Raw genomic sequence first — 23,451 nt, forward strand, 5'->3', positions numbered from 1 at the left:
TTCAGCGACCCCTCAGAGCTTCATCAGGCTGGCGTCGTCGACCGAGGCCGAGTGGCGGGAACGGAACAGGGACACGATGATCGCGAGCCCGACCACGACCTCCGCGGCGGCGACGACCATCGTGAAGAACGCGATGATCTGGCCGTCGAGGTTGCCGTGCATCCGGGAGAAGGCGACGAACGCGAGGTTGCAGGCGTTGAGCATGAGCTCGATGCACATGAACACGACGATCGCGTTGCGCCTGATCAGAACGCCGGTGGCGCCGATCGTGAACAACAGGGCCGCGAGGTAGAGGTAGTTGACGGGGTTCACTTCGACGCCTCCTCGGCCCGCTTGAGGTGGGACGGTTCGACCGCGGCGCGCTCCAGGCGTTCCTCGGCACGCTGCTCCAGCGCCTTGAGGTCATTGAGCGCCTCGGTGGACACGTCCCGGATCTGGCCGCGCTCGCGCAGGGTCTTGCTGACCGTGAGCTCGGAGGGGGTGCCGTCGGGCAGCAGGCCCGCGATGTCCACGGCGTTGTGCCGGGCGTACACGCCGGGCGCCGGCAGCGGCGGCAGGTGCTTGCCCTCGCGGACGCGCTGTTCGGCCATCTCGCGCTGGGTCAGGGCGCGTTCGGTGCGCTCGCGGTGAGTGAGCACCATGGCGCCGACGGCGGCCGTGATCAGCAGGGCGCCGGTGATCTCGAAGGCGAAGACGTACTTGGTGAAGATGAGGGTCGCGAGACCCTCCACGTTGCCGTTCGCGTTCGCCTGCGTGAGCCCGTTGAACTGCTTGAGGGAGGCGTTCCCGATGCCCGCGAAGAGCAGGATGCCGAAGCCGAGGCCACTGAGAAGGGCCAGCCAGCGCTGGCCCTTGATGGTCTCCTTCAGGGAGTCCGCGGCCGTGACGCCGACGAGCATCACGACGAACAGGAACAGCATCATGATCGCGCCGGTGTAGACGACGATCTGCACGATGCCGAGGAAGTAGGCGCCGTTGGCGAGGTAGAAGACCGCCAGGATGATCATGGTGCCGGCGAGACAGAGCGCGCTGTGCACGGCCTTCTTCATGAAGACGGTGCACAGGGCGCCGATCACGGCGACGGTGCCGAGCACCCAGAACTGGAAGGCCTCGCCGGTGGAGGTGGAGTAGGCGGCGAGCTGGACGGAGGCGGTCATCGGCCGATCACCTTCTCCGACGCAGGCTCGTCGGGCCCGAAGGTGGACGCGGCCTCCTGGGCCACCTCACCCTTGGACACGGCCACTTGCCGCTCGGTGCCGGGCGCGGCCTCGGTGACCAGGCCCCGGTAGTAGTCCTGCTCGTCGGTCCCCGGGTAGATCGCGTGCGGCGCGTCGACCATGCCGTCTTCCAGACCGGCGAGCAGCTGCTCCTTGGTGTAGATCAGGTTCGCGCGGCTGGAGTCGGCGAGCTCGAACTCGTTCGTCATCGTCAGCGCGCGCGTGGGGCACGCCTCGATGCACAGGCCGCACAGGATGCAGCGGGCGTAGTTGATCTGGTAGACGCGGCCGTACCGCTCGCCCGGCGAGTAGCGCTCCTCGTCCGTGTTGTCGGCGCCCTCCACATAGATGGCGTCGGCGGGGCAGGCCCAGGCGCACAGCTCGCAGCCGACGCACTTCTCCAGGCCGTCCGGATGGCGGTTGAGCTGGTGCCGTCCGTGGAAGCGGGGAGCGGTGGTCTTCTCCTGCTCCGGGTACTGCTCGGTCAGCCGCTTCTTGAACATGGCCTTGAAGGTCACGCCGAAACCGGCGACGGGGTTCATGAAACCGGGCTTGGTCTCCTTGGGCTCCTCAGCCATCGGACGCCTCCTTTCCATCCAGAGATCCGTCGTCACTCTGAGTATTCACTCCACCACTGACAATCAGCTCCCGCTCCTGCCGCGAGCGGCGCCTCGGCACGGACGGCAACTCCTGTCCGGGCAGCGGCGGTACGGGGAATCCGCCGGCCATCGGATCGAATCCGACGGCCGCCGTGGGCTCCTCCGCGTCCTTGGGCTTGCCGCGGAACATGTCCGCGACGAAGGAGAGCAGCAGCAGGACCAGGACACCGCCGCCGATGTAGAGGGCGATGTCGGCGAAGTCGTAGTTCTCGTTGCGCAGGGTCCGTACGGTCGCGACGAGCATCAGCCAGACGACGGAGACCGGGATGAGGACCTTCCAGCCGAGCTTCATCAGCTGGTCGTAGCGGACGCGTGGAAGCGTGCCGCGCAGCCAGATGAAGAAGAACAGCAGCAGCTGGACCTTGATGACGAACCAGAGCAGCGGCCACCAGCCGTGGTTGGCGCCCTCCCAGAAGGTGCTGACCGGCCAGGGGGCCCGCCAGCCGCCGAGGAAGAGGGTCACCGACACCGCCGAGACCGTCACCATGTTCACGTACTCGGCGAGCATGAACAGCGCGAACTTGATCGACGAGTACTCGGTGTTGAAGCCGCCGACGAGGTCGCCCTCGGACTCCGGCATGTCGAAGGGGGCGCGGTTGGTCTCGCCGACCATCGTGATGATGTAGATGATGAAGGAGACCGGCAGCAGGATGACGTACCAGCGGTCCTGCTGCGCCTCGACGATCGCCGACGTCGACATCGACCCCGAGTAGAGGAACACGGAGGCGAACGCGGCGCCCATGGCGATCTCGTACGAGATCATCTGCGCGCAGGAGCGCAGGCCGCCGAGGAGCGGGTAGGTCGATCCGGAGCTCCAGCCCGCGAGGACGATGCCGTAGATGCCGACCGAGGCGACCGCGAGGATGTAGAGCATCGCGATCGGCAGGTCGGTGAGCTGCATCGTGGTGCGGTGGCCGAAGATCGAGATCTCGTTGCCGGCCGGGCCGAAGGGGATCACCGCGATCGCCATGAAGGCCGGGATGGCCGCGACGATCGGCGCGAGGACGTAGACGACCTTGTCCGCGCGCTTGACGATGACGTCTTCCTTCAGCATCAGCTTCACGCCGTCGGCGAGCGACTGGAGCATGCCCCAGGGGCCGTGCCGGTTGGGGCCGATGCGCAGCTGCATCCAGGCGACGACCTTGCGCTCCCAGACGATGGAGAACAGCACGGTCACCATCAGGAACGCGAAGCAGAAGACGGCCTTGACGACGACCAGCCACCAGGGGTCGGTGCCGAACATCGAGAGGTCTTCCGCCGCGAGGTACGGGCTCATGCCTCCACCTCCTTGGGGGCTTCGGCGTCGAGCGTCGCCGGGCCGATGCGGACGAGAGATCCGGGCAGCACACCGGCGTCGGAGGCGACGCCCCCGCCCACGGAGTTCAGCGGCAGCCAGACCACGCGGTCGGGCATCTCGGTGACCTGGAGCGGGAGTTCGACGACTCCGGAGGAACCGGTCACGGCGAGGACGTCGCCGTCCTTGACGCCGGCCTCGGCCGCGGTGGCGGCCGACACGCGCGCGTGGGCGGCGTGCCGGGTGCCGGCCAGCGCCTCGTCGCCCTCCTGGAGGCGCCCCTGGTCGAGCAGCAGCCGGTGTCCGGCCAGCACGGCCTCTCCGGCGGCGGGCCTCGGCAGCTGGGCGCCGGTTTCCAGCGGGTCGGTGGCCCGCGGGCCGTCCCAGGCGCCGAGCCGGTCGATCTCACCGCGTACGGTGCGCAGATCCGGCAGACCCAGGTGGACGTCCATGGCGTCGGCCAGCATCTGGAGCACGCGCGCGTCGGCGGGTGCGAGGCGCCGGGTCATCTGGTCGGGCTTGAGCGCGGCCTCGAAGAAGCGCACCCTGCCTTCCCAGTTGAGGAAGGTGCCGGCCTTCTCGGCGACCGCGGCGACCGGCAGGACGACGTCCGCGAGCGCGGTGACCTCGCTGGGCCGCAGTTCGAGCGAGACCAGGAAGCCGACCTCGCCGAGCGCCTCACGCGCGCGTGCCGGATCGGGCAGGTCGGCGACCTCCACACCCGCGACGAGCAGCGCCTGAAGCTCGCCGGTGGCGGCGGCCTCGACGATCTGCGTGGTGTCACGGCCGTAGCGGTGCGGGAGGTCGGCGACGCCCCAGGCGGCGGCGACCTGCTCACGCGCGCGCGGATCGGTGGCCGGACGGCCACCCGGCAGCAGCGACGGCAGCGCGCCCGCCTCGACGGCGCCACGCTCCCCCGCCCTGCGCGGGATCCACACCAGCTGGGCGCCGATCGCGGACGCGGCCCGTACGGCCGCGGTCAGCCCGCCCGCCACGGCGGCCAGCCGCTCACCGACGACGATGACCGCGCCCTCGCCGCGCAGCGCCTCGGCGGCCTGCGCACCGCCCTCTTCGAGGCCGACGCCGCTCGCGAGCGCATCCAGCCACTCGGTCTCGGTGCCGGGAGCGGCCGGCAGCAGCGTGCCGCCGGCCTTCGTCAGGCCGCGCGTGGCGTGCGTGGCGAGCGAGAAGACCTTCTGTCCGTGCTTGCGCCAGGCCTTGCGCAGCCGCAGGAAGACGCCGGGCGCCTCCTCCTCGGCCTCGAACCCGACCAGCAGGACGGCGGGCGCCTTCTCCAGCGCGGTGTACGTGACGCCCGTACCGTCGAGGTCGCGGCCGTGTCCGGCGATCCGGGCGGCCAGGAAGTCGGCCTCCTCGCCGCTGTGCACGCGCGCGCGGAAGTCGATGTCGTTGGTGTCGAGCGCCACGCGCGCGAACTTGCTGTACGCGTAGGCGTCCTCGATGGTGAGCCGGCCGCCGGTCAGCACTCCGGTCCGGCCGCGCGAGGCGAGCAGCCCCTGCGCGGCGATCTCCAGCGCCTCGGGCCAGGAGGCCGGGACGAGCTCACCCTCGGGGTTGCGGATCAGGGGCGTCTCCAGCCGGTCGCGCTGCTGCGCGTACCGGAAGGCGAAGCGCCCCTTGTCGCAGATCCACTCCTCGTTGACCTCGGGGTCGTTGGCCGCGAGCTTGCGCATGACCTTGCCGCGCCGGTGGTCGGTGCGGGTGGCGCAGCCGCCGGAGCAGTGCTCGCACACCGACGGCGAGGAGACCAGGTCGAAGGGGCGGGAGCGGAAGCGGTACGCCGCCGAGGTGAGCGCGCCGACCGGGCAGATCTGAATGGTGTTGCCGGAGAAGTACGACTCGAAGGGGTCGCCCTCACCGGTGCCTACCTGCTGGAGCGCGCCCCGCTCGACCAGCTCGATCATCGGGTCGCCCGCGACCTGGTTGGAGAACCGGGTGCAGCGGGCGCACAGCACGCACCGCTCACGGTCGAGCAGCACCTGGGTGGAGATGGGGACGGGCTTCTCGTAGGTCCGCTTCTTGCCCTCGAAGCGGGACTCGGACTGTCCGTGGGACATGGCCTGGTTCTGGAGCGGGCACTCGCCGCCCTTGTCGCAGACCGGGCAGTCCAGCGGGTGGTTGATGAGGAGGAGCTCCATCACACCGTGCTGGGCCTTCTCGGCGGCCGGCGAGGTGAGGTGGGTCTTCACCACCATGCCGTCCGTGCACGTGATCGTGCAGGAGGCCATCGGCTTGCGCTGGCCCTCGACCTCGACGATGCACTGCCGGCAGGCACCGGCCGGGTCGAGCAGGGGGTGGTCGCAGAAGCGCGGGATCTCGATGCCGAGCTGCTCGGCGGCCCGGATGACCAGGGTGCCCTTGGGCACGCTGATCTCGGCGCCGTCGATGGTCAGCGAGACGAGATCTTCCGGCGGGACCGCCGCCTCGCCCCCTCCCGAGGGAGCGTTGGTGGTCACCGTCATGCGTTCACCTCCGTGCGGGAGTCGGCCCAGACCGTCGACTTGGCCGGGTCGAAGGGGCAGCCACGGCCCGTGATGTGCTGCTCGTACTCCTCGCGGAAGTACTTCAGCGAGGAGAAGATCGGCGAGGCGGCGCCGTCGCCGAGGGCGCAGAACGACTTGCCGTTGATGTTGTCGGCGATGTCGTTCAGCTTGTCGAGGTCGGACATGACGCCCTTGCCGGCCTCGATGTCGCGCAGCAACTGCACGAGCCAGTACGTGCCTTCGCGGCAGGGTGTGCACTTGCCGCAGGACTCGTGGGCGTAGAACTCGGTCCAGCGGGTGACGGCGCGGACGACGCAGGTCGTCTCGTCGAAGCACTGAAGAGCTTTGGTGCCGAGCATGGAACCCGCGGCACCCACTCCTTCGTAGTCGAGAGGGACGTCGAGGTGCTCGTCGGTGAACATCGGCGTCGAGGAACCGCCGGGCGTCCAGAACTTGAGCCGGTGCCCGGGTCGCATGCCGCCGCTCATCTCCAGGAGCTGGCGCAGCGTGATGCCGAGCGGGGCCTCGTACTGGCCGGGGCTGGCGACATGGCCGCTGAGCGAATAGAGCGTGAAGCCGGGTGACTTCTCGCTTCCCATCGAGCGGAACCAGTCCTTGCCCCGATTCAGAATCGCGGGAACCGACGCGATCGATTCGACGTTATTCACCACAGTCGGGCAGGCATAGAGGCCCGCGACCGCAGGAAAGGGGGGACGGAGCCGCGGTTGACCGCGGCGGCCTTCGAGCGAGTCGAGGAGTGCGGTCTCCTCACCGCAGATGTACGCGCCCGCGCCCGCGTGCACGGTGATGTCGAGATCGAGCCCGCTGCCCAGGATGTCCTTCCCGAGGTAGCCGGCCGCATAGGCCTCGCTCACGGCCGCATGCAACCGCCGCAGAACTGGGACCACTTCACCACGCAGATAGATGAAGGCATGCGACGACCTGATGGCATAACACGCGATGATCATGCCCTCGACGAGGCTGTGCGGGTTCGCGAAGAGGAGCGGAATGTCCTTGCAGGTTCCGGGCTCCGATTCGTCGGCGTTGACAACTAGATAGTGCGGCTTTCCATCTCCCTGGGGAATGAACTGCCATTTCATTCCCGTGGGGAATCCCGCGCCGCCGCGGCCGCGCAGACCGGAGTCCTTGACGTACGCGATCAGGTCGTCCGGCGACATCGCGAGCGCCTTGCGCAGGCCCTCGTATCCTTCGTGCCTCTTGTAGACGTCCAGCGTCCAGGACCTGTCCTCGTCCCAGAAGGCCGACAGCACGGGTGCGAGCAGCTTCTCGGGGCTGGTGTCTTTCAGCTCGGGTGCCAAGGTCATCACTCCCCCTCCTCGGCGGCGGGCCCTGCCGGGTGGGCCGGGTCGGAGGCCGATGTGTCCTGCGGCGCGTCGTGCGAGCTGAGGTGCTCGGTGGGCGACGGCTCGTGCACGGCCCTGTCCTGCGGTTCGTCGTGCGGCCCGGCGTCCTGTGTGCCGGTGTCGTGCGGACCGCCGTCGCGCGGGTGGACCACGCGCGCGGGTGCGGCCTCTCCCCTGGCCAGGCGGAGGCCCACCAGCGAGGCGGGTCCCGCTCCGCCGGTCGCCTCGACGGCTCCTGGCCGCTCGTCGGGGAAGCCGGCGAGGATCCGCGCGGTCTCCTTGAAGGTGCACAGCGGCGCCCCGCGCGTGGGCTGCACCGGGCGGCCCGCGACGAGGTCGTCGACGAGGCGCTTGGCGCTGGCCGGGGTCTGGTTGTCGAAGAACTCCCAGTTGACCATCACGACCGGCGCGAAGTCGCAGGCCGCGTTGCACTCGATGTGCTCCAGCGTGACCTTGCCGTCCTCCGTGGTCCCGCCGTTGCCGACGCCCAGGTGCTCCTGGAGGGACTCGAAGATCGCGTCGCCGCCCATCACCGCGCACAGTGTGTTGGTGCAGACGCCGACCTGGTAGTCACCGCTCGGCCGGCGCCGGTACATGGTGTAGAAGGTGGCGACGGCGGTGACCTCGGCCGTGGTCAGGCCGAGGACGTCCGCGCAGAACTGCATCCCGGTGCGCGTGACATGGCCCTCCTCCGCCTGCACGAGGTGCAGCAGCGGAAGGAGCGCGGACCGGGAGTCGGGGTAGCGGGCGATGACCTCGCGCGCGTCCGTCTCAAGGCGGGCTCGGACGTCGTCCGGGTAGGCGGGCGCGGGCAGTTCGGGCATGCCCAGGCTGACGCCCCGCTCCGAAGAAGAGGTGGTCACCGGTCGACGCCTCCCATCACGGGGTCGATGGACGCGACGGCGACGATGACGTCGGCGACCTGGCCGCCCTCGCACATCGCCGCCATGGCCTGAAGGTTGGTGAAGGACGGGTCGCGGAAGTGGACCCGGAAGGGGCGGGTGCCGCCGTCGGACACCGCGTGCACCCCGAGCTCGCCCTTGGGCGACTCGACGGCCGCGTACGCCTGTCCCGGCGGTACGCGGAAGCCCTCGGTGACCAGCTTGAAGTGGTGGATCAGGGCCTCCATCGAGGTGCCCATGATCTTCTTGATGTGGTCGAGGGAGTTGCCCAGACCGTCGGGGCCGAGCGCGAGCTGGGCGGGCCAGGCGATCTTCTTGTCGGCGACCATGACGGGGCCGGGCTGGAGCCGGTCCAGGCACTGCTCGACGATGTGCAGCGACTGGCGCATCTCCTCCAGGCGGATCAGGAACCGCCCGTAGGAGTCGCAGGAGTCGGCGGTCGGGACCTCGAAGTCGTAGGTCTCGTAGTCGCAGTAGGGCTGCGACTTGCGCAGGTCGTGCGGCAGGCCGGTGGAGCGCAGGATCGGGCCGGTGGCGCCGAGGGCCATGCAGCCGGCCAGGTCGAGGTAACCGACGTCCTGCATACGGGCCTTGAAGATGGGGTTCCCGGTGGCGAGCTTGTCGTACTCCGGGAGGTTCTTCTTCATCTTCTTCACGAACTCGCGGATGTGGTCCACCGCGCCGGGCGGCAGGTCCTGCGCGAGTCCGCCGGGGCGGATGTACGCGTGGTTCATCCTGAGGCCCGTGATGAGCTCGTAGATGTCGAGAATCATTTCACGATCACGGAATCCGTAGATCATGATCGTGGTGGCGCCGAGTTCCATGCCGCCGGTGGCGATGCACACCAGGTGCGAGGACAACCGGTTCAGCTCCATCAGGAGCACCCGGATGATCTTGGCGCGCTCGGTGATCTGGTCCTCGATGCCGAGGAGCTTCTCGACGGCGAGACAGTAGGCCGTCTCGTTGAAGAAGGACGTCAGGTAGTCCATGCGCGTCACGAACGTGGTGCCCTGCGTCCACGTGCGGTACTCGAGGTTCTTCTCGATACCGGTGTGGAGGTAGCCGATGCCGCAGCGGGCCTCGGTGACCGTCTCGCCCTCGATCTCCAGGATCAGGCGGAGCACGCCATGGGTGGACGGGTGCTGGGGGCCCATGTTGACGACGATGCGCTCGTCGTCGGCGCGGGCCGCGGACTGGACGACCTCGTCCCAGTCGCCACCGGTGACCGTGTAGACGGTGCCCTCGGTGGTCTCGCGGGGGGTTGCGTGCGAAGTGCTCACGAGTACGACCTCCGCTGGTCCGGAGCCGGGATCTGGGCGCCCTTGTACTCGACGGGGATGCCGCCGAGGGGGTAGTCCTTGCGCTGCGGATGGCCCTGCCAGTCGTCCGGCATCATGATCCGCGTCAGGGCCGGGTGACCGTCGAAGACGATCCCGAAGAAGTCGTAGGTCTCGCGCTCGTGCCAGTCGTTGGTCGGGTACACCGGGACCAGCGACGGGATCTTCGGGTCGGCGTCCGGGGCGCTGACCTCCAGGCGGATCAGCCGGTTGTGGGTGATCGAGCGCAGGTGGTAGACGGCGTGCAGCTCGCGGCCCTTGTCGTGCGGGTAGTGGACCCCGCTCACCCCGGTGCAGAGCTCGAAGCGCAGGGCGGGGTCGTCGCGCAGGGTGCGGGCGACGCGCGGCAGGTGCTCGCGCTCGATGTGGAAGGTGAGTTCGCCGCGGTCGACGACCGTCTTCTCGATGGCGTTGTCGGGAAGCAGCCCCTGCTCCTCCAGGGCGCCCTCCAGCTCGTCGGCGACCTCGTCGAACCAGCCGCCGTACGGGCGGGCGGCCGCCCCCGGGAGCCGGATGGAGCGGACCAGGCCGCCGTACCCGGAGGTGTCGCCGCCGTTGTCGGCGCCGAACATGCCGCGCTGGACGCGGATCTCCTCGCCGCCGTCGCCCCGCTGTCCGGGGAGGTTGGAGGCGCCGAGGTCCTTCTCGGGGTTCACCCCGTTCGACGCCCCGTTCGCACCGTTCGCGTCGCTCACCGCAGCAGCCCCTTCATCTCGATCGTGGGCAGGGCCTTGAGCGCCGCTTCCTCCGCCTCCCGGGCCGCTTCCTCGGCGTTCACGCCGAGCTTGGAGCCCTGGATCTTCTGGTGGAGCTTGAGGATGGCGTCCATGAGCATCTCCGGCCGCGGCGGGCAGCCGGGGAGATAGATGTCGACCGGGACGATGTGGTCGACGCCCTGCACGATCGCGTAGTTGTTGAACATGCCGCCCGAGGAGGCGCAGACCCCCATGGAGATGACCCACTTGGGGTTCGGCATCTGGTCGTAGACCTGCCGGAGCACCGGCGCCATCTTCTGGCTGACCCGGCCGGCGACGATCATGAGGTCGGCCTGGCGGGGTGAGCCGCGGAAGACCTCCATGCCGAAGCGGGCCAGGTCGTAGCGTCCGGCGCCGGTCGTCATCATCTCGATGGCGCAGCAGGCAAGGCCGAAGGTGGCCGGGAAGACGGACGCCTTGCGCACCCAGCCCGCGGCCTGCTCGACGGTGGTCAGCAGGAAACCGCTCGGCAGCTTTTCTTCGAGTCCCATGAGTTAAAGGCCCCTCAGTCCCATTCCAGGCCGCCGCGCCGCCATACGTACGCGTACGCGACGAAGACGGTGAGCACGAAGAGCAGCATCTCCACGAGCCCGAAAACACCCAGGGCGTCGAAGGTGACGGCCCAGGGGTAGAGGAAGACGATCTCGATGTCGAAGACGATGAAGAGCATCGCCGTCAGGTAGTACTTGATGGGGAAGCGCCCGCCGCCGGCCGGCGTGGGGGTCGGCTCGATCCCGCACTCGTAGGCCTCGAGCTTGGCCCGGTTGTACCGCTTCGGACCGATCAGCGTGGCCATGACCACGGAGAAGATCGCAAAGCCTGCCCCGAGGGCTCCCAGTACGAGGATGGGCGCATACGCGTTCACCGCTCCTCGCTCCTCTCAGTCGGCACTGACTGCTGGCGATGGCGTTGGGTTCACTTCCGTCTCACGTGCCTCACGAACCCCGTTCGTCCCGACGAAGATCGCGAACATGTGAAGCAGGTCACAAGCCCAACTGACCCGCATCTTATGCCCGCCGGTCTGTGATCTGCGACACGGGGTATTGCACAAGCTTTGTGATCTCCACCACCTGACGAAGGATCATGAAGTCGGATGAGCGGTGATCTTCGTACGTGAAGCGTCCGAGCGATCACCAGAGGTGACATTTTGGCTCGTCGGCGCAGTTGAGAGGGGGTGCGGGGAGAGCGTCTCCATATCAAGAGTCTTCCCGTGCATGCAAATTGGCGCTGGACGCGGCCGCTTGGTAGTGAGCGGCGTTCACACGCGAGAGGGGGGTCCGGGGCGCGATGTGGACGCGTGCACACATTCACGAGCGGGTGACGGCGAGGGGCGCGCGCGTGACGCGGGCGCCGCTGTAACCGTTGCGTGACCTCCGCCACATCGATGAGAGGCCTCTGAGAAGCGGGCTTGGCCACCGGTCCCAACCGATGGTAGGCGCGGGGCAATTCGGGCGTAACAATGAAAGACCGTGATCAAGGCCATGATGGGTCGTGCCCGCAATGTCCGTTAGGGCGTCAATAAAGGGCGTCACGCCGGGGATTCGGGGGGTCGATTGAACAACTGTGGCGCAGGACACGTTTCTTGAAGGTATGGAGGAGCCCCTGATACCGGTTGTTCTCATGTCCCACACCGCTCACATACGCAGCCACCGGAAACCCCGCCGCAGCGCGACGACATCGATCGCCGTGCGCGCCGGAGTTGCCGGTGGCGTCCTCAGCATGGCAGCGGCGGGCGCGTCGGCCTCGGCGAGCGCCGCCGAGACCACGCAGACGCTCGAACTGCCCACGCTCACGGCCGACCTGGCCGCCCAGGTCGCCCAGTCCGCGGACGCCACCCAGCAGGCAGCCGCGAACTACGAGCTGGAGGCCGAGCGTGACGCGGCCGCCGCCGCGGCCGCGAAGGAGGCCAAGAAGGACCTCGCTGACGCGAAGAAGAAGGCGGAGGCCAAGAAGAAGGCCGAGGAGGCCCGCAAGGCCGCCGCGGAGGCCGCCGTCTCGCGTTCCTCGACCCGGAGCACCCTCTCCGCGTCCACGACCGTCTCGGCGCCCGCCAGCGGCTCCGTCGCGACCGTCATCTCCTTCCTCAAGGCCCAGGTGGGCGACGCCTACGTCATGGGCGGCACCGGCCCCAACGCGTGGGACTGCTCGGGTCTGGTCCAGGCCGCGTTCAAGCAGGTCGGCGTCGACCTGCCGCGCGTCTCCCAGGACCAGTCGATGTCCGGCACCGACGTCTCCCTGTCCAACCTGCAGGTCGGCGACATCCTCTACTGGGGTGCCAAGGGCTCCGCGTACCACGTGGGCGTCTACATCGGCGACGGCCAGTACCTGGACGCGGCCAACCCGTCCAAGGGCGTCGTCATCCAGGACCTCTCGGGTTACCCGGCGACGGGCGCCGTACGCGTACTCTGACAAAACGCGCATCGACGCACAGAACGTCGGAAGGGCCGCAGCCGCTCGGGGGCAGCGGCCCTTCCGCCTTTCCCTGACGGGGACAGAAGTCGGGCGCGTCCGCGTGGTGTTCTGCTGTGATGGGCGACGGGAGCAGGGAGAGGTTCCGGAGGCCGGAGCCTCGGTGTCCCGCCGCCCACGGCATCCACACCACAGGGAGAGACATGCCCAGCGTCTTCGTCCAAGGCAGGCCCGTCGACTCGTATCCGCCCCTCGCGCCCGAGGCCCGGCGGGGCACGGTGCGGCGCATCACCGAGGTCGGTGAAGAGGTGCTGCACAAGCCGTGCCGTGACGTGACCGAGTTCGGGCCCGATCTCGCCGCGCTCATCGACGACATGTTCCTGACGATGTACATCGCGGACGGGGCCGGGCTCGCGGCGAACCAGGTCGGCGTCGATCTGCGGCTGTTCGTGTACGACTGCCCTGACGACGACGGGGTCCGCCATGTCGGGCACGTCGTGAACCCGGTCCTCGACGCGCTCGACCCCGCCGAGCGCAAGCTGCTCGACGACAGCGAAGGGTGCCTGTCAGTGCCCGGGGCCATCATGGACGTACCGCGCCCGGACCGGGCCGTCGTGCGTGGTTACGACAAGGGCGGGGCGCCGATCGTCGTCGAGGGGACGGGGTACTTCGCCCGCTGCCTCGCCCATGAGAGCGACCACACGAACGGGCACGTCTATCTGGACCGGCTGTCGAAGCGGGAACGCGTGGACGCGCTGCGGCAGGTGACGGCCCTGCGGGAAGAGGTGTTCGCTCGCCGGGCCGCCAACATCGAGGCGCTGGGCGGGTAGTTACGCCTTCGGGGCCACCTTGCTCAGGCCGTTGATGATGCGGTCCATCGCGTCGCCGCCCGTCGGGTCGGTGAGGTTGGCGAGCATCTTCAGGGTGAACTTCATGAGCACGGGGTGGGTCAGGCCCCGCTGGGTCGCGATCTTCATGACCTTCGGGTTGCCGATGAGCTTCACGAAGGCGCGGCCCAGGTTGTAGTAGCCGCCGTAGGTGTCCTTCAGCACCTGCGGGTAGCGCTGGAGGGCCAGTTCGCGGCTCGCGGGCGTCGGGCGGGCGTGGGCCTGGACGATGACGTCGGCGGCGATCTGGCCGGACTCCATGGCGTAGGCGATGCCCTCGCCGTTGAAGGGGTTCACCAGTCCGCCGGCGTCGCCGACCAGCAACAGGCCCTTGGTGTAGTGGGGTTTGCGGTTGAAGGCCATCGGCAGGGCGGCGCCGCGGATCGGCCCGGTCATGTTCTCCGGCGTGTAGCCCCACTCCTCCGGCATCGAGGCGCACCAGGCCTTCAGCACCTCGCGCCAGTCGAGTTCCTTGAAGGAGTCGGAGGTGTTGAGCACACCGAGGCCCACGTTGGACGTGCCGTCACCCATGCCGAAGATCCAGCCGTAGCCGGGCAGGAGACGGTCCGGGCCGGGCCCGCGGCGGTCCCACAGCTCCAGCCAGGACTCCAGGTAGTCGTCCTCGTGCCGGGGCGACTCGAAGTACGTCCGTACGGCGACACCCATCGGGCGGTCCTCACGGCGGTGCAGGCCCATCGCCAGGGACAGCCGGGTGGAGTTGCCGTCGGCGGCGACGACGACCGGCGCGTGGAAGGTGACCTCGCGCTTGTCCTCGCCGAGCTTGGCGTTCACGCCGGTGATGTGGCCGGTGCGGTCGTCGACGATCGGGGCGCCGACGTTGCAGCGCTCGTACAGCCGCGCGCCCGCCTTCTGGGCCTGCCGGGCGAGCTGCTCGTCGAAGTCGTCGCGCTTGCGGACGAGGCCGTAGTCCGGGAAGGAGGCGAGATCCGGCCAGTCCAGCTGGAGCCGGACGCCGCCGCCGATGATGCGCAGGCCCTTGTTGCGCAGCCAGCCGGCTTCCTCGGAGATGTCGATGCCCATGGCGACGAGCTGCTTGGTGGCGCGCGGGGTGAGTCCGTCGCCGCAGACCTTCTCGCGCGGGAACGCGGTCTTCTCCAGCAGGAGGACGTCGAGACCGGCCTTGGCGAGGTAGTACGCGGTCGTGGAGCCGGCCGGCCCCGCGCCGACGACGATGACGTCAGCGGTGTTTTCGGACAAGGGCTCGGAGTGGGGCTCGGTCACGGCGGTCACGGCGGGATCTCCCCAAGTTCGAAATCTGCGTGCCGACTAGCACTGGACATGGGCAGTCTATTCAGCACGATTGATCACCCGGCTGAAGGGCTGCCCCGTGAACCGAGCTCTCCCCGTAGTAAGGCTGCGCGTCCCCACCGACGAGGACGCCGTCGCCTGGCACCGGCTCTTCGACGACCCGGACGTCATGGAGTTCCACGGCGGCCGGTCCGCGGAGCTGTACGTCTATGAGGAGCTCACGGCCCGCCAGCGACGGCACGACGCCGAACTGGGCTTCTGTCTGTGGACCATGCTCGACGAGGAGGGGCGGGCCATCGGTTTCACGGGCGGCCAGCCGTGGCCGCACGTGTGGGGGCCGAAGGGCGAGATCGAGATCGGCTGGCGGCTCGGGCGCGCGTACTGGGGCAAGGGGTACGCCTCGGCCGCCGCCCAGGAGACGCTGGCGCGGTTGCGGGCGGCGGGCGTGGCGGACGTGGTGGCGATGGTCAGACCGGGCAACGAGCGGTCCGTAGCGGTCGCCCGCCGCCTCGGCATGGACCTCGCGGAGACCTTCCCGCACCCGCGGTTCTCGGAGGACGCGCTCTGCTTCCGGCTCGACCTACAGAAGAGTCACGCAGAGTAACCATCTGCTACAGAACGCGACCTGAAGCTTCCGGACGGCACCCCCGGGCGGTTACCCTTCCAGTACCGCTGGGGGTGACATCTGTGCGAATAACACCCAAAACACCCGAAGTGCGCGTGCCGCGGCTCGTCGGACTGATGGCCATGGACGCGCGCAGGACGGCGGAGGCCACCGGCCTCTTCGTCAACGCTCCGGACCGGCCCGACTTCCACCGGACGGTGGTCGAGTACGTCGTACGCCAGTACCCGCAGCCCAACGCCGAGGTGCCCCGGGACTCCGTGATCTACGTGTGGTTCGACTTCGGCGAAGGGGAAGGCGGCGGCGGAGTGCGCGAGCCGCGCCTCCCGAGGCCCCCCACGGGCGGCCTCCAGCGCGAGCTGGACGAGCCCGGCGACCCCTATGTGGCCGTCAGCTCTGCTTGAACCCCCGGTGCAGGGCCACGACCCCGCCCGTCAGGTTCCGCCACGCCACCTTCGACCAGCCGGCCTTCTGCAGATGCCCGGCCAGCGCGGGCTGGTCCGGCCAGGCGCGGATCGACTCGGCGAGATAGACGTACGCCTCGGGGTTGGAGGAGACCGCGCGGGCGACCGGCGGCAGGGCGCGCATCAGGTACTCGGTGTAGACCGTGCGGAAGGGCGCCCAGGTCGGGTGGGAGAACTCGCAGATCACGACCCGGCCGCCGGGCTTGGTCACCCGGTACATCTCGCGCAGCCCGGCGTCGAAGTCCTGCACGTTGCGCAGCCCGAAGGAGATGGTGACGGCGTCGAAGGTGTCGTCCTTGAAGGGCAGCCTCGTCGCGTCGCCCGCCGTCAGCGGCAGCCACGGGTGGTTCCGCTTGCCGACCTTGAGCATGCCCAGCGAGAAGTCGCACGGGACGACGTACGCGCCGGTCCGCGCGAACGGAAGCGACGAGGTGGCCGTACCGGCCGCCAGGTCCAGGATCTTCTGCGCGGGCCGGGCGTCGACCGCCTTCGCGACCTCCTTGCGCCACACCCGGTCCTGGCCGAGCGACAGCACGTCGTTGGTCAGGTCGTACCGTTCCGCCACGTCGTCGAACATCGAGGCGACTTCGTGCGGCTGCTTGTTCAGGGAAGCGCGGGTCACGGGCCCATTGTTGCAGTACGTCCCTACGGCAGAAGCCTCGGCTTCTTCTTCGCCGCCACGTCCTCCACCCATCCGCACGCCAGCACGAACACCGCGATGAGCACCCAGCCGATCCCGAACATGAACCACTGGCTCTCCAGCGGCAGGTACTTCTCGAACGCGGGTACGTTCCAGAACTGGTCGATCAGGGGTACGGCGAGGATCAGCGCGATCTCGTGCCAGAGGTAGATCGTCACGGCCCGCGCGTTGAAGACGGTGACGACCCGGTCCAGCCGCCGGTAACGGGTCAGCCAGGCGAAGTCGATGCGGAAGTACGCCTTCGCCCACATCAGCAGCATCACGTACCCGGCCGACCAGAAGGCCTGCGCGAGCGGGATCTCGTCGAGGTCGTACGTCCCGACCTCGCCCTGGTGGGTGAAGGCGTACCAGCCGCCGTACCCGATCGCGGCGAGCGACAGGACCACGACCACCGCGGGCTTCATCCGCTCCAGCACCCCGTCGCGGTGGGCGAAGCCGAGGATCCAGCAGAAGAGGTACGTCGAGAAGTCCCAGAGCTCGTTGCCGAGCCGTCCCTCGGGACCGGCCCACACGAAGTTGAGGACCAGGATCGGGGCGAGCGACAGCAGCAGCACCGGTACGCGCGCCAGCCGGAACACCTTCAGCAGCAGCGGGGACAGCAGCACGAACCACAGATAGGTGCGCAGGTACCAGAGGATCTCCCAGGCCTGGACGCCCCACTTGTTGCCCGGTGGGTCACCGAACGGCACGATCCAGAAGACGATGGTGTAGTGCCTCGGCATCCAGCCGTGGATGAGCATCGCCAGCACCACGAAGACGCCCCAGAACCAGAACGGGGGCAGCAGACGCCGCAGCCGGCTCCTCACCACCTTGAGGGCGGGGCGCTCCAGGGACTTCGCCATCAGCGTGCCGGCGAGCCCGAACATGATCCCCATGGAGGGGAAGACCATGCCGCACCAGGCCCACCCGAAGGTGTGATAGGTGACGACACGGATCAGGGCGACGGCCCGCAGGGTGTCGAAGTAGCGGTCGCGACCGGCGGGCTTGGACAGCGGCTTCTCCTCCGCCGCCGGCTCCGCAGGTTTTTCCCCTACGACCGCTACTTCGGGCTCCGGTTCCGGGTCGACGACCGGGAGGGGCGCCGTCTGCGGCCCGTAGTCGACGTACAGCTGCTGCGGATACGGCTCCTGCGCGTACTGCGGCGGCTGCACGTACTGGGGCTGCTGATAGCCGCCGTACGCGTAGTCGTATCCCTGTTGCTGCGGGTACGGCTGCTGCGGATAGCCCTGCTGCTGATACTCCTGCTGCTCCCAGCTCATCTCAGCTCACCCCCGCCGGGGTCCCGACCTCGCCGGTCCGCTTGAGCTTCTGCCACCTGAGCCGGCCGCCGGTCAGCGCCGTGATGCAGGAGTGGATGAGGACGAGGTACATCATCTGCCGGTAGGCCAGCTGCTGGAGCGGCATCATCAGCAGGTACCGGTACTTCTCCTTGTCCAGGCGGAACGCGTAGGCCGCGCAGACCAGTTGGATGCCCAGCACCGCGAGCCAGGCCAGCAGGGCGGCCTGGAAGTCGATGAAGATCATCGAGTACGCGGTGAAGACGTCGATGAGCGGCGCGAAGACCGGCGTGACGATCTGGAAGATCACCACCAGCGGCATGCCGACCCGGCCGAAGCGCCCCGAAGGCCCCTTGTCCGTAAGGGACTTGCGATGCTTCCACAGCGCCTGCATGGTGCCGTACGACCACCGGTAGCGCTGCGACCACAGCTGCTTGAGCGAACCGGGCGCCTCCGTCCACGCCTTGGCGTGCTCCTGGTAGACGACCCGCCAGCCCGCACGGTGCATGGCGATGGTGATGTCGGTGTCCTCGGCGAGGGTGTCCTCGCTCATGCCGCCGACCTGGAGCACCGCGTCACGGCGGAACGCGCCGATCGCGCCCGGGATGGTGGGCATGCAGCGCAGCAGGTCGTACATGCGGCGGTCGAGGTTGAAGCCCATCACGTACTCGATGTGCTGCCAGGCACCGATGACCGTGTCCCGGTTGCCGACCTTGGCGTTGCCCGCGACCGCGCCCACCTCGGGATCGGCGAAGGGCTGCACCAGCTGGTGCACGGCGTCCGGTTCGAAGACGGTGTCGCCGTCCATCATGATGACGATGTCGTAACTGGCGTTGCGGACACCGTTGTTGAGGGCGGCGGGCTTGCCCGCGTTCTCCTGCCGGATGACCCGGACGTTGTGCATGCCGAGCTTGTCGGCCGCGGCGCGGGCGATCTCCGAGGTGCCGTCCGTGGAGCCGTCGTCGACGACGATGATCTCGATGGGATGGGTGCTCTGCGCCAGCGACTCCAGGGTGTTGGCGATGCACTCCTTCTCGTTGTACGCCGGGACGATCACGCTCACCGGGCCGGTGACGGTCGGACCCCAGCTGAAGCGGCGTTTGTTGCGCTGTCTGTAGTGGCGGCGGGCGAGGATCAGCATCATCCCGAAGCGGCCCATGACGGCGACGCCGACGACCATCAGCCCGACCGAGAGCGCGGGCACGGCCCACTCCGCGACGGCGACGGCTCCGATGAGGGCCTTGCCCTCGTAGAGGGTGGCGCCGGTGGCCTCGCGGTGGGCGGCCTGGAGGGTGTTCACGCCGGTGCCGGTAGCGTTGCCGGTGCCGTTGCCGGTGGCGCCTCCGATGGCCCCTTGCCCGGCAGGCTGCTGCTGCTCCTTCTCCAGCACCCCGCTGATGGTGGTGAAGGTGTAGCCCTTCGCCTTCATCTTCTCGATGTACGTCGGCAGCGCCTTGATGGTCTGCGAGCGCTCGCCACCCGCGTCGTGGAACAGCACCGACGCCCCGTCGCTCTTGGACGGCGTCGCCCACTTCACGATCTTCGAGACGCCCGGCTTCTTCCAGTCGTCGCTGTCGGTGTCGACGAAGACGCTGGTGTAACCGTCCTCGCCGAGCTTCTGGTAGACGGGCCAGCTGTAGTTGTCGATGGCGTCCGTCTCCGAGGAGTACGGCGCCCGGAACAGCGTGGTGGTGATGCCGGCCGCGCCCGCCAGCGCGAGCTGGGTCTGCTGCATCTCGCGGTTGACGCGGGCGTCGCTCTGGTAGGAGAGGTCGACGTGGGTGAAGGTGTGGATGCCCACCTCGTTGCCCTGCTCGACCATGTCCTTCACGATGCCGGGATAGCGCGACACCATCGAGCCGACCACGAAGAACGTGGCGGGGACGTCGTACTTCTCCAGGATCTCCAGCACCTGCGGGGTGTAGGTGGGGTTGGGGCCGTCGTCGAAGGTCAGGGCGATCGTCTTGTCGGGCACGGAGACGGTCGTGGCCTGTCCGCCGCGGAAGCTGAGGATCGGCCCGCCGTTGAGGATCTTGTCGGGGACCTTGCTGGAGCTGGCCCCGTCACGGACGCGCTGGTCGCCGCCGACCTCGGCGCGCAGATAGCCGTCGAGCAGCATCACGCTGGTGAGCGCCAGCAGAAGCAGCAGGGCGAGCAGGACGCGCGGCTTCTGCAACGCCGCGGCCTTGCCCGCCGCGCGCCCGATACGGGAGGGGGCGCGGCGGCGGCCTCGGCGGGATGTCGTGGTCGTGGTCATAACGGTGCCTGCGCTCCGGTCAGTTGGCGTTCGCGGACGCGTTCACGGACGCGGACGGCGTGGGGGCGCCCGAGGGCAGCGCGGGCGGGCTACCGCTGGGCTGTACGACGTTGCCGACGCCGCCCTGCTGGCGGACGCCCGGGCCGGTGCCGCTCTGGCCGGCCGGTCCGCCCTGGCCGCCCCCGAAGGGCAGCAGCGAGGACGGGCTCGACATGCCGATTCCCATGAAGGCCAGGCCCAGGACGACGGCGTACCCGAGGCACAGGACGCCGACGAGGACACCGATCCGGCGCAGCAGCTTCGAGCGGCGTCCGGAGTTGTCAACGAACACGGGTCCCTCGTCTTCGGACCCGTTGCCGCGTTTGCGGCGGCGACCACGCGGGGCGCGGTTTTCGATGGCAGGCTCGGAATGCATTCCCCGGATATTAGGGAGGCTTTATGTGTCAAAAACTCGGGTTCCCATGTGAGGCACGTATGAGAAAGGTCTTAACCTGTCCCTTCCCTGAGAGTTTGCTGGAACGCCTGCGCAACCCCGGCCGGGGCGAATAGAGTTGAATGTGCCGTTTCGGTGACCGGTTAGCCCTTTTTGTTCGACCCAGCCCATGGACCCGCTATGCGAATACTGTCCTCATGAAGCCCAGCCGCGTGTGAGACATTTCCACTTCAGAAACACAGTTTGTTTCCATCCTGAGACAGAAATCACGAGAGCGGGTGCATGCGCGATGCGGCGTTTCCTGAGGCCGGTGGCGGGGCTCGGTTGCCTGTTTGCCCTGGCCACGACGGGGTGCTCGGCCGACACCGACGCGGCGCCCGACGCTGCCCCGAGCAAGACGTCCGCGGCCCCGTCGGCCACCTCCTCGGAGCCGTCGTCCAGCACCTCCTACGCCCCCTACGTCAGCGCGACGGAAGCCTCCGACCTCGACTCCGCCGGATCGCCGGCGACGTACAACCTGGCGTTCGTGATCTCGGACGGAAGCAGCTGCACCCCGAAGTGGAACGGCACGACGGCCATCGACAACTCGGCCGTGGCCTCCCGGATTTCGGCGCTCAAGGACGACGGGGCGAGCGTCCGGGTCTCCTTCGGCGGGGCGTCCGGTGAGGAGCTGGCGGAGACGTGCGACAGCGCGGAGGAGCTGGCGGAGGCGTACGGCGAGGCGCTCGACGCGGCCGGCTCCACCCAGGCCGACTTCGACATCGAGGGTGACGCGCTGACCGACTCCGACTCGGTGGAGCTGCGGTCGGAGGCGATAGCGCTGCTCCAGGAGGAGCGGAGTGACGTGAGCGTCGTCTTCACGCTTCCGGTGATGCCCTCGGGGCTGGACGACGACTCCCTCGCGTTGCTGGAGTCGGCCAACAACAGTGCGGTGCAGGTCGCTTCGGTCAATCTCATGACCATGAACTACGCGGAGTCCTACGACGGGGACATGGGCGACTACGCGATCACCGCGGCGAAGGCGGCGCACACGCAGTTGCGGGACGTCTTCGGTACGTCGGCCGCGACGGCGTGGGGTGGGATGGCGCTCACGTCGATGATCGGCACGAATGATGTGGACGGGGAGACGTTCACGCTGTCGGATGCCGCTCAGGTGCGGGAGTTCGCGGAGGAGAAGGGGGTGGGGTGGGTGTCCATGTGGTCGACGTTCCGGGATCAGGAGTGCACCGGTGATGAGGATGCCCTGACCAACTGCAGTGGGGTGTCGCAGAGTTCGGGGGCGTTCGGGGAGGCGTTTTCGTCGTAGTTCGGGTGCGGGCGGGTGGCGGCTTGTCGCGCAGTTCCCCGCGCCCCTTGGCGGCGTTGTCAGCGTCGTCTGTGAACCAGGCGCCCGGCGCAAACCGTGGCCACGCACTCGCCGGTCTCTGCGAATACGGCTAGGTCGGCTCGGCCGGTCTGTCTGATCGCCGTCGACTGTGTGCGCGGGAGGACGACCACGTCGTTGCGCTCGGCCGCCGCCCGGAGTTCGGGCGTATCGGCGTGCTCCTCCAGGACCGCCACCGCGCCCAGCTTCAGTACCGCGTGGATGCGTTCACGCGGGCTCGGCGCGTCCGGTAGGGGGCCCTCGTGAATGCGAGCGGGCCCCAGAACGCCTGGCCAGGTACGTACGCGAGCGTCCGGGAAACGCTCGCGCAGCTCCTCCAGCGTGCCCACGGCGCCGACACGGTCCCGCCCCACCAGGACGGCACCGCCCTTGATCGGCTCCGACTCCCAGGTGTACCGGACCCCGTCGGCGGCGTGAATCGTCTCCATCCGCAGGTCAGTTGGAGGCGAGGATCTTCAGCTCGGGATGTGCCGTGCCGCCCTCGATCGCCGTGGACGAGATGTGGGACTGGACGCGCACGTCGACCGGGTCGTTCGCCGGGTCGTCGTGGACGACGAGGTGTTCGTACGTCGTGGCACGCTGGGCCGGGGTGCGGCCCGCCGTGCGGATCATGTCGATCATTTCCTGGAGGTTGGAGCGGTGCTTGGCACCGGCCGCCGAGACGACGTTCTCCTCCAGCATCACCGAGCCCAGGTCGTCCGCGCCGTAGTGCAGCGTCAGCTGGCCCGCGTCCTGCCCCGTGGTCAGCCAGGAGCCCTGGATGTGGGCGATGTTGTCCATGAAGAGCCGGGAGATCGCGATCATCCGCAGGTACTCGAAGATCGTGGCCTGGGTGCGGCCCTTCAGATGGTTGTTCATCGGCTGGTAGAGGTACGGGATGAAGGCCCGGAAGCCCCCGGTCCGGTCCTGTACGTCACGGATCATCCGCAGGTGCTCGATGCGCTCGGCGTTCGTCTCGCCCGTGCCCATCAGCATGGTGGAGGTGGATTCGACGCCCAGCCGGTGAGCCGTCTCCATGATCTCCAGCCAGCGCTCACCGCTCTCCTTCAGCGGCGCGATGGCCTTGCGCGGACGCTCGGGGAGCAGCTCCGCACCGGCGCCCGCGAAGGAGTCGAGGCCCGCGGCGTGGATCCGCTGGATCGCCTCCTCCACACTCACCTTGGAGATGCGGGCCATGTGCTCGACCTCGCTCGCCCCCAGGCTGTGGATGACGAGCTGCGGGTACGCCTCCTTGATGGCGGCGAAGTGCTTCTCGTAGTACTCCACGCCGTAGTCCGGGTGGTGCCCGCCCTGGAACATGATCTGGGTGCCACCGAGCTCGACGGTCTCGGCGCAGCGCCGCAGGATGTCGTCCAGGTCGCGCGTCCAGCCGTTCTTCGTGTCCTTCGGCGGCGCGTAGAAGGCGCAGAACTTGCACGCCGTGACGCACACGTTCGTGTAGTTGATGTTCCGCTCGATGATGTACGTCGCGATGTGCTCCGTACCCGCGTACCGACGGCGTCGTACCGCGTCGGCGGCGGAGCCCAGCGCGTGCAGCGGGGCGTCGCGGTAGAGGTCGAGCGCCTCTTCAGGGGTGATCCGCCCACCGGCGGCGGCGCGGTCGAGGACGGACTGAAGGTCGGCCTTCTCGGTCACCGGAGCGTCCCTTTCGTCAAGGGTTGTGGACGGAAGCATCCATGTGCGCGGACTCGGCCAGCCTACGCCAGGGCACCGACGG

23 protein-coding genes are annotated in these 23,451 nt (G+C 68.7%); 5 read left to right on the forward strand and 18 right to left on the reverse strand.

Features of this window, described 5'->3' with window-relative positions; genetic code table 11:
• Nucleotides 1–12: 12 nt before the first annotated feature.
• Genes nuoK through OG885_RS19255 form a run of 11 tightly spaced genes read right to left on the reverse strand, consistent with a single transcriptional unit; the run spans nt 13 to nt 10,897 of the window.
• On the reverse strand, nt 13–312 hold the full coding sequence (nuoK, locus tag OG885_RS19205; protein ID WP_003974374.1) for an NADH-quinone oxidoreductase subunit NuoK: 300 nt from the start codon (nt 310–312) through the stop codon (nt 13–15).
• Nucleotides 309–1,157, reverse strand: a complete 849-nt coding sequence (locus tag OG885_RS19210) for an NADH-quinone oxidoreductase subunit J (protein ID WP_405732981.1) — start codon at nt 1,155–1,157, stop codon at nt 309–311. The genes nuoK and OG885_RS19210 overlap by 4 nt, the downstream gene beginning before the upstream one ends.
• Nucleotides 1,154–1,795, reverse strand: a complete 642-nt coding sequence (gene nuoI, locus OG885_RS19215) for an NADH-quinone oxidoreductase subunit NuoI (protein WP_405732984.1) — start codon at nt 1,793–1,795, stop codon at nt 1,154–1,156. Before nuoI ends, OG885_RS19210 begins: the two co-directional genes overlap by 4 nt.
• Complete coding sequence (nuoH, locus tag OG885_RS19220; protein WP_405732986.1) at nt 1,788–3,152, reverse strand: NADH-quinone oxidoreductase subunit NuoH; 1,365 nt, start codon at nt 3,150–3,152, stop codon at nt 1,788–1,790. The genes nuoI and nuoH overlap by 8 nt, the downstream gene beginning before the upstream one ends.
• Entirely contained in the window at nt 3,149–5,653 is a 2,505-nt protein-coding gene (locus OG885_RS19225; RefSeq protein ID WP_405732989.1) for an NADH-quinone oxidoreductase subunit G, read from the reverse strand. The genes nuoH and OG885_RS19225 overlap by 4 nt, the downstream gene beginning before the upstream one ends.
• On the reverse strand, nt 5,650–6,999 hold the full coding sequence (nuoF, locus tag OG885_RS19230; RefSeq protein ID WP_405732992.1) for an NADH-quinone oxidoreductase subunit NuoF: 1,350 nt from the start codon (nt 6,997–6,999) through the stop codon (nt 5,650–5,652). Before nuoF ends, OG885_RS19225 begins: the two co-directional genes overlap by 4 nt.
• Nucleotides 6,999–7,901 (reverse strand): NADH-quinone oxidoreductase subunit NuoE, encoded by a 903-nt coding sequence (gene nuoE / locus OG885_RS19235; protein ID WP_399949601.1) that lies wholly within the window; start codon nt 7,899–7,901, stop codon nt 6,999–7,001. The genes nuoF and nuoE overlap by 1 nt, the downstream gene beginning before the upstream one ends.
• Nucleotides 7,898–9,220, reverse strand: coding sequence for an NADH-quinone oxidoreductase subunit D (locus tag OG885_RS19240; protein WP_405732996.1), 1,323 nt, complete (start codon nt 9,218–9,220; stop codon nt 7,898–7,900). The genes nuoE and OG885_RS19240 overlap by 4 nt, the downstream gene beginning before the upstream one ends.
• Nucleotides 9,217–9,972, reverse strand: a complete 756-nt coding sequence (locus OG885_RS19245) for an NADH-quinone oxidoreductase subunit C (RefSeq protein ID WP_405732999.1) — start codon at nt 9,970–9,972, stop codon at nt 9,217–9,219. The genes OG885_RS19240 and OG885_RS19245 overlap by 4 nt, the downstream gene beginning before the upstream one ends.
• Nucleotides 9,969–10,523 carry an NADH-quinone oxidoreductase subunit B family protein gene (locus OG885_RS19250; protein ID WP_030494814.1) on the reverse strand — a complete coding sequence of 185 codons (555 nt, stop codon included), beginning with the start codon at nt 10,521–10,523 and terminating at the stop codon, nt 9,969–9,971. Before OG885_RS19250 ends, OG885_RS19245 begins: the two co-directional genes overlap by 4 nt.
• 14 nt (nt 10,524–10,537) lie before the next feature.
• A complete protein-coding gene (locus OG885_RS19255) occupies nt 10,538–10,897 on the reverse strand; it encodes an NADH-quinone oxidoreductase subunit A (protein ID WP_007383963.1) in 360 nt (119 codons plus the stop codon).
• A 725-nt stretch (nt 10,898–11,622) separates the two neighbouring features.
• On the opposite strand from OG885_RS19255, the gene OG885_RS19260 reads away from it, so the two are divergent.
• Both OG885_RS19260 and def read left to right on the forward strand, forming a co-directional pair.
• Nucleotides 11,623–12,441, forward strand: a complete 819-nt coding sequence (locus OG885_RS19260) for a C40 family peptidase (protein WP_399949612.1) — start codon at nt 11,623–11,625, stop codon at nt 12,439–12,441.
• Nucleotides 12,442–12,644: 203 nt separating this feature from the next.
• Nucleotides 12,645–13,271, forward strand: coding sequence for a peptide deformylase (def, locus tag OG885_RS19265; RefSeq protein ID WP_405733004.1), 627 nt, complete (start codon nt 12,645–12,647; stop codon nt 13,269–13,271).
• On the opposite strand, the gene OG885_RS19270 is transcribed toward def, so the two are convergent.
• A complete protein-coding gene (locus OG885_RS19270) occupies nt 13,272–14,570 on the reverse strand; it encodes a geranylgeranyl reductase family protein (RefSeq protein WP_405742787.1) in 1,299 nt (432 codons plus the stop codon).
• A 106-nt stretch (nt 14,571–14,676) separates the two neighbouring features.
• Here OG885_RS19270 and OG885_RS19275 point away from each other — a divergent pair, with 106 nt between their 5' ends.
• Nucleotides 14,677–15,201, forward strand: a complete 525-nt coding sequence (locus tag OG885_RS19275) for a GNAT family N-acetyltransferase (RefSeq protein ID WP_405733007.1) — start codon at nt 14,677–14,679, stop codon at nt 15,199–15,201.
• Nucleotides 15,202–15,311: 110 nt separating this feature from the next.
• The gene (locus OG885_RS19280) at nt 15,312–15,623 is read left to right on the forward strand and encodes a PASTA domain-containing protein (protein WP_405733011.1); all 312 of its coding nucleotides are present in this window, start codon (nt 15,312–15,314) and stop codon (nt 15,621–15,623) included.
• Here the strand turns inward: OG885_RS19280 and OG885_RS19285 are convergent.
• From OG885_RS19285 to OG885_RS19300, 4 genes are read right to left on the reverse strand one after another with little or no spacing between them, the layout of a single operon-like run.
• Complete coding sequence (locus tag OG885_RS19285) at nt 15,610–16,305, reverse strand: demethylmenaquinone methyltransferase (protein WP_399949621.1); 696 nt, start codon at nt 16,303–16,305, stop codon at nt 15,610–15,612. The genes OG885_RS19280 and OG885_RS19285 overlap by 14 nt on opposite strands.
• A 23-nt stretch (nt 16,306–16,328) precedes the next feature.
• Entirely contained in the window at nt 16,329–17,642 is a 1,314-nt protein-coding gene (locus OG885_RS19290) for an acyltransferase family protein (protein WP_405733015.1), read from the reverse strand.
• 1 nt (nt 17,643) lies between these two features.
• Nucleotides 17,644–19,917, reverse strand: coding sequence for a bifunctional polysaccharide deacetylase/glycosyltransferase family 2 protein (locus OG885_RS19295; RefSeq protein ID WP_405733018.1), 2,274 nt, complete (start codon nt 19,915–19,917; stop codon nt 17,644–17,646).
• A gap of 19 nt (nt 19,918–19,936) precedes the next feature.
• The gene (locus OG885_RS19300; protein WP_405733021.1) at nt 19,937–20,248 is read right to left on the reverse strand and encodes a hypothetical protein; all 312 of its coding nucleotides are present in this window, start codon (nt 20,246–20,248) and stop codon (nt 19,937–19,939) included.
• A 391-nt stretch (nt 20,249–20,639) separates the two neighbouring features.
• Here OG885_RS19300 and OG885_RS19305 point away from each other — a divergent pair, with 391 nt between their 5' ends.
• Nucleotides 20,640–21,656: a chitinase gene (locus OG885_RS19305; protein WP_405733024.1), complete on the forward strand. Its 1,017-nt coding sequence runs from the start codon at nt 20,640–20,642 to the stop codon at nt 21,654–21,656.
• 59 nt (nt 21,657–21,715) lie between these two features.
• On the opposite strand, the gene OG885_RS19310 is transcribed toward OG885_RS19305, so the two are convergent.
• Both OG885_RS19310 and mqnC read right to left on the reverse strand, forming a co-directional pair.
• Nucleotides 21,716–22,162, reverse strand: a complete 447-nt coding sequence (locus tag OG885_RS19310; RefSeq protein ID WP_405733027.1) for an imidazolonepropionase-like domain-containing protein — start codon at nt 22,160–22,162, stop codon at nt 21,716–21,718.
• A gap of 7 nt (nt 22,163–22,169) precedes the next feature.
• Nucleotides 22,170–23,369, reverse strand: a complete 1,200-nt coding sequence (gene mqnC, locus OG885_RS19315) for a cyclic dehypoxanthinyl futalosine synthase (RefSeq protein ID WP_399949638.1) — start codon at nt 23,367–23,369, stop codon at nt 22,170–22,172.
• Nucleotides 23,370–23,451: the final 82 nt, after the last annotated feature.

The sequence above is a fragment of the Streptomyces sp. NBC_00028 genome (genome assembly GCF_045041065.1).
Classification (GTDB): Bacteria; Actinomycetota; Actinomycetes; order Streptomycetales; family Streptomycetaceae; genus Streptomyces.

Excerpts from the sequence above, each read along its gene's own strand:
- OG885_RS19295 (WP_405733018.1), bottom strand. The coding sequence starts at position 19,917 with ATGACCACGACCACGACATCCCGCCGAGGCCGCCGCCGCGCCCCCTCC.
- def (WP_405733004.1), top strand. The coding sequence starts at position 12,645 with ATGCCCAGCGTCTTCGTCCAAGGCAGGCCCGTCGACTCGTATCCGCCC.
- OG885_RS19310 (WP_405733027.1), bottom strand. The coding sequence starts at position 22,162 with ATGGAGACGATTCACGCCGCCGACGGGGTCCGGTACACCTGGGAGTCG.
- nuoF (WP_405732992.1), bottom strand. The coding sequence starts at position 6,999 with ATGACCTTGGCACCCGAGCTGAAAGACACCAGCCCCGAGAAGCTGCTC.
- nuoI (WP_405732984.1), bottom strand. The coding sequence starts at position 1,795 with ATGGCTGAGGAGCCCAAGGAGACCAAGCCCGGTTTCATGAACCCCGTC.
- OG885_RS19290 (WP_405733015.1), bottom strand. The coding sequence starts at position 17,642 with ATGAGCTGGGAGCAGCAGGAGTATCAGCAGCAGGGCTATCCGCAGCAG.
- OG885_RS19260 (WP_399949612.1), top strand. The coding sequence starts at position 11,623 with ATGGAGGAGCCCCTGATACCGGTTGTTCTCATGTCCCACACCGCTCAC.
- nuoH (WP_405732986.1), bottom strand. The coding sequence starts at position 3,152 with ATGAGCCCGTACCTCGCGGCGGAAGACCTCTCGATGTTCGGCACCGAC.
- OG885_RS19305 (WP_405733024.1), top strand. The coding sequence starts at position 20,640 with ATGCGGCGTTTCCTGAGGCCGGTGGCGGGGCTCGGTTGCCTGTTTGCC.
- OG885_RS19225 (WP_405732989.1), bottom strand. The coding sequence starts at position 5,653 with ATGACGGTGACCACCAACGCTCCCTCGGGAGGGGGCGAGGCGGCGGTC.
- OG885_RS19250 (WP_030494814.1), bottom strand. The coding sequence starts at position 10,523 with ATGGGACTCGAAGAAAAGCTGCCGAGCGGTTTCCTGCTGACCACCGTC.
- OG885_RS19210 (WP_405732981.1), bottom strand. The coding sequence starts at position 1,157 with ATGACCGCCTCCGTCCAGCTCGCCGCCTACTCCACCTCCACCGGCGAG.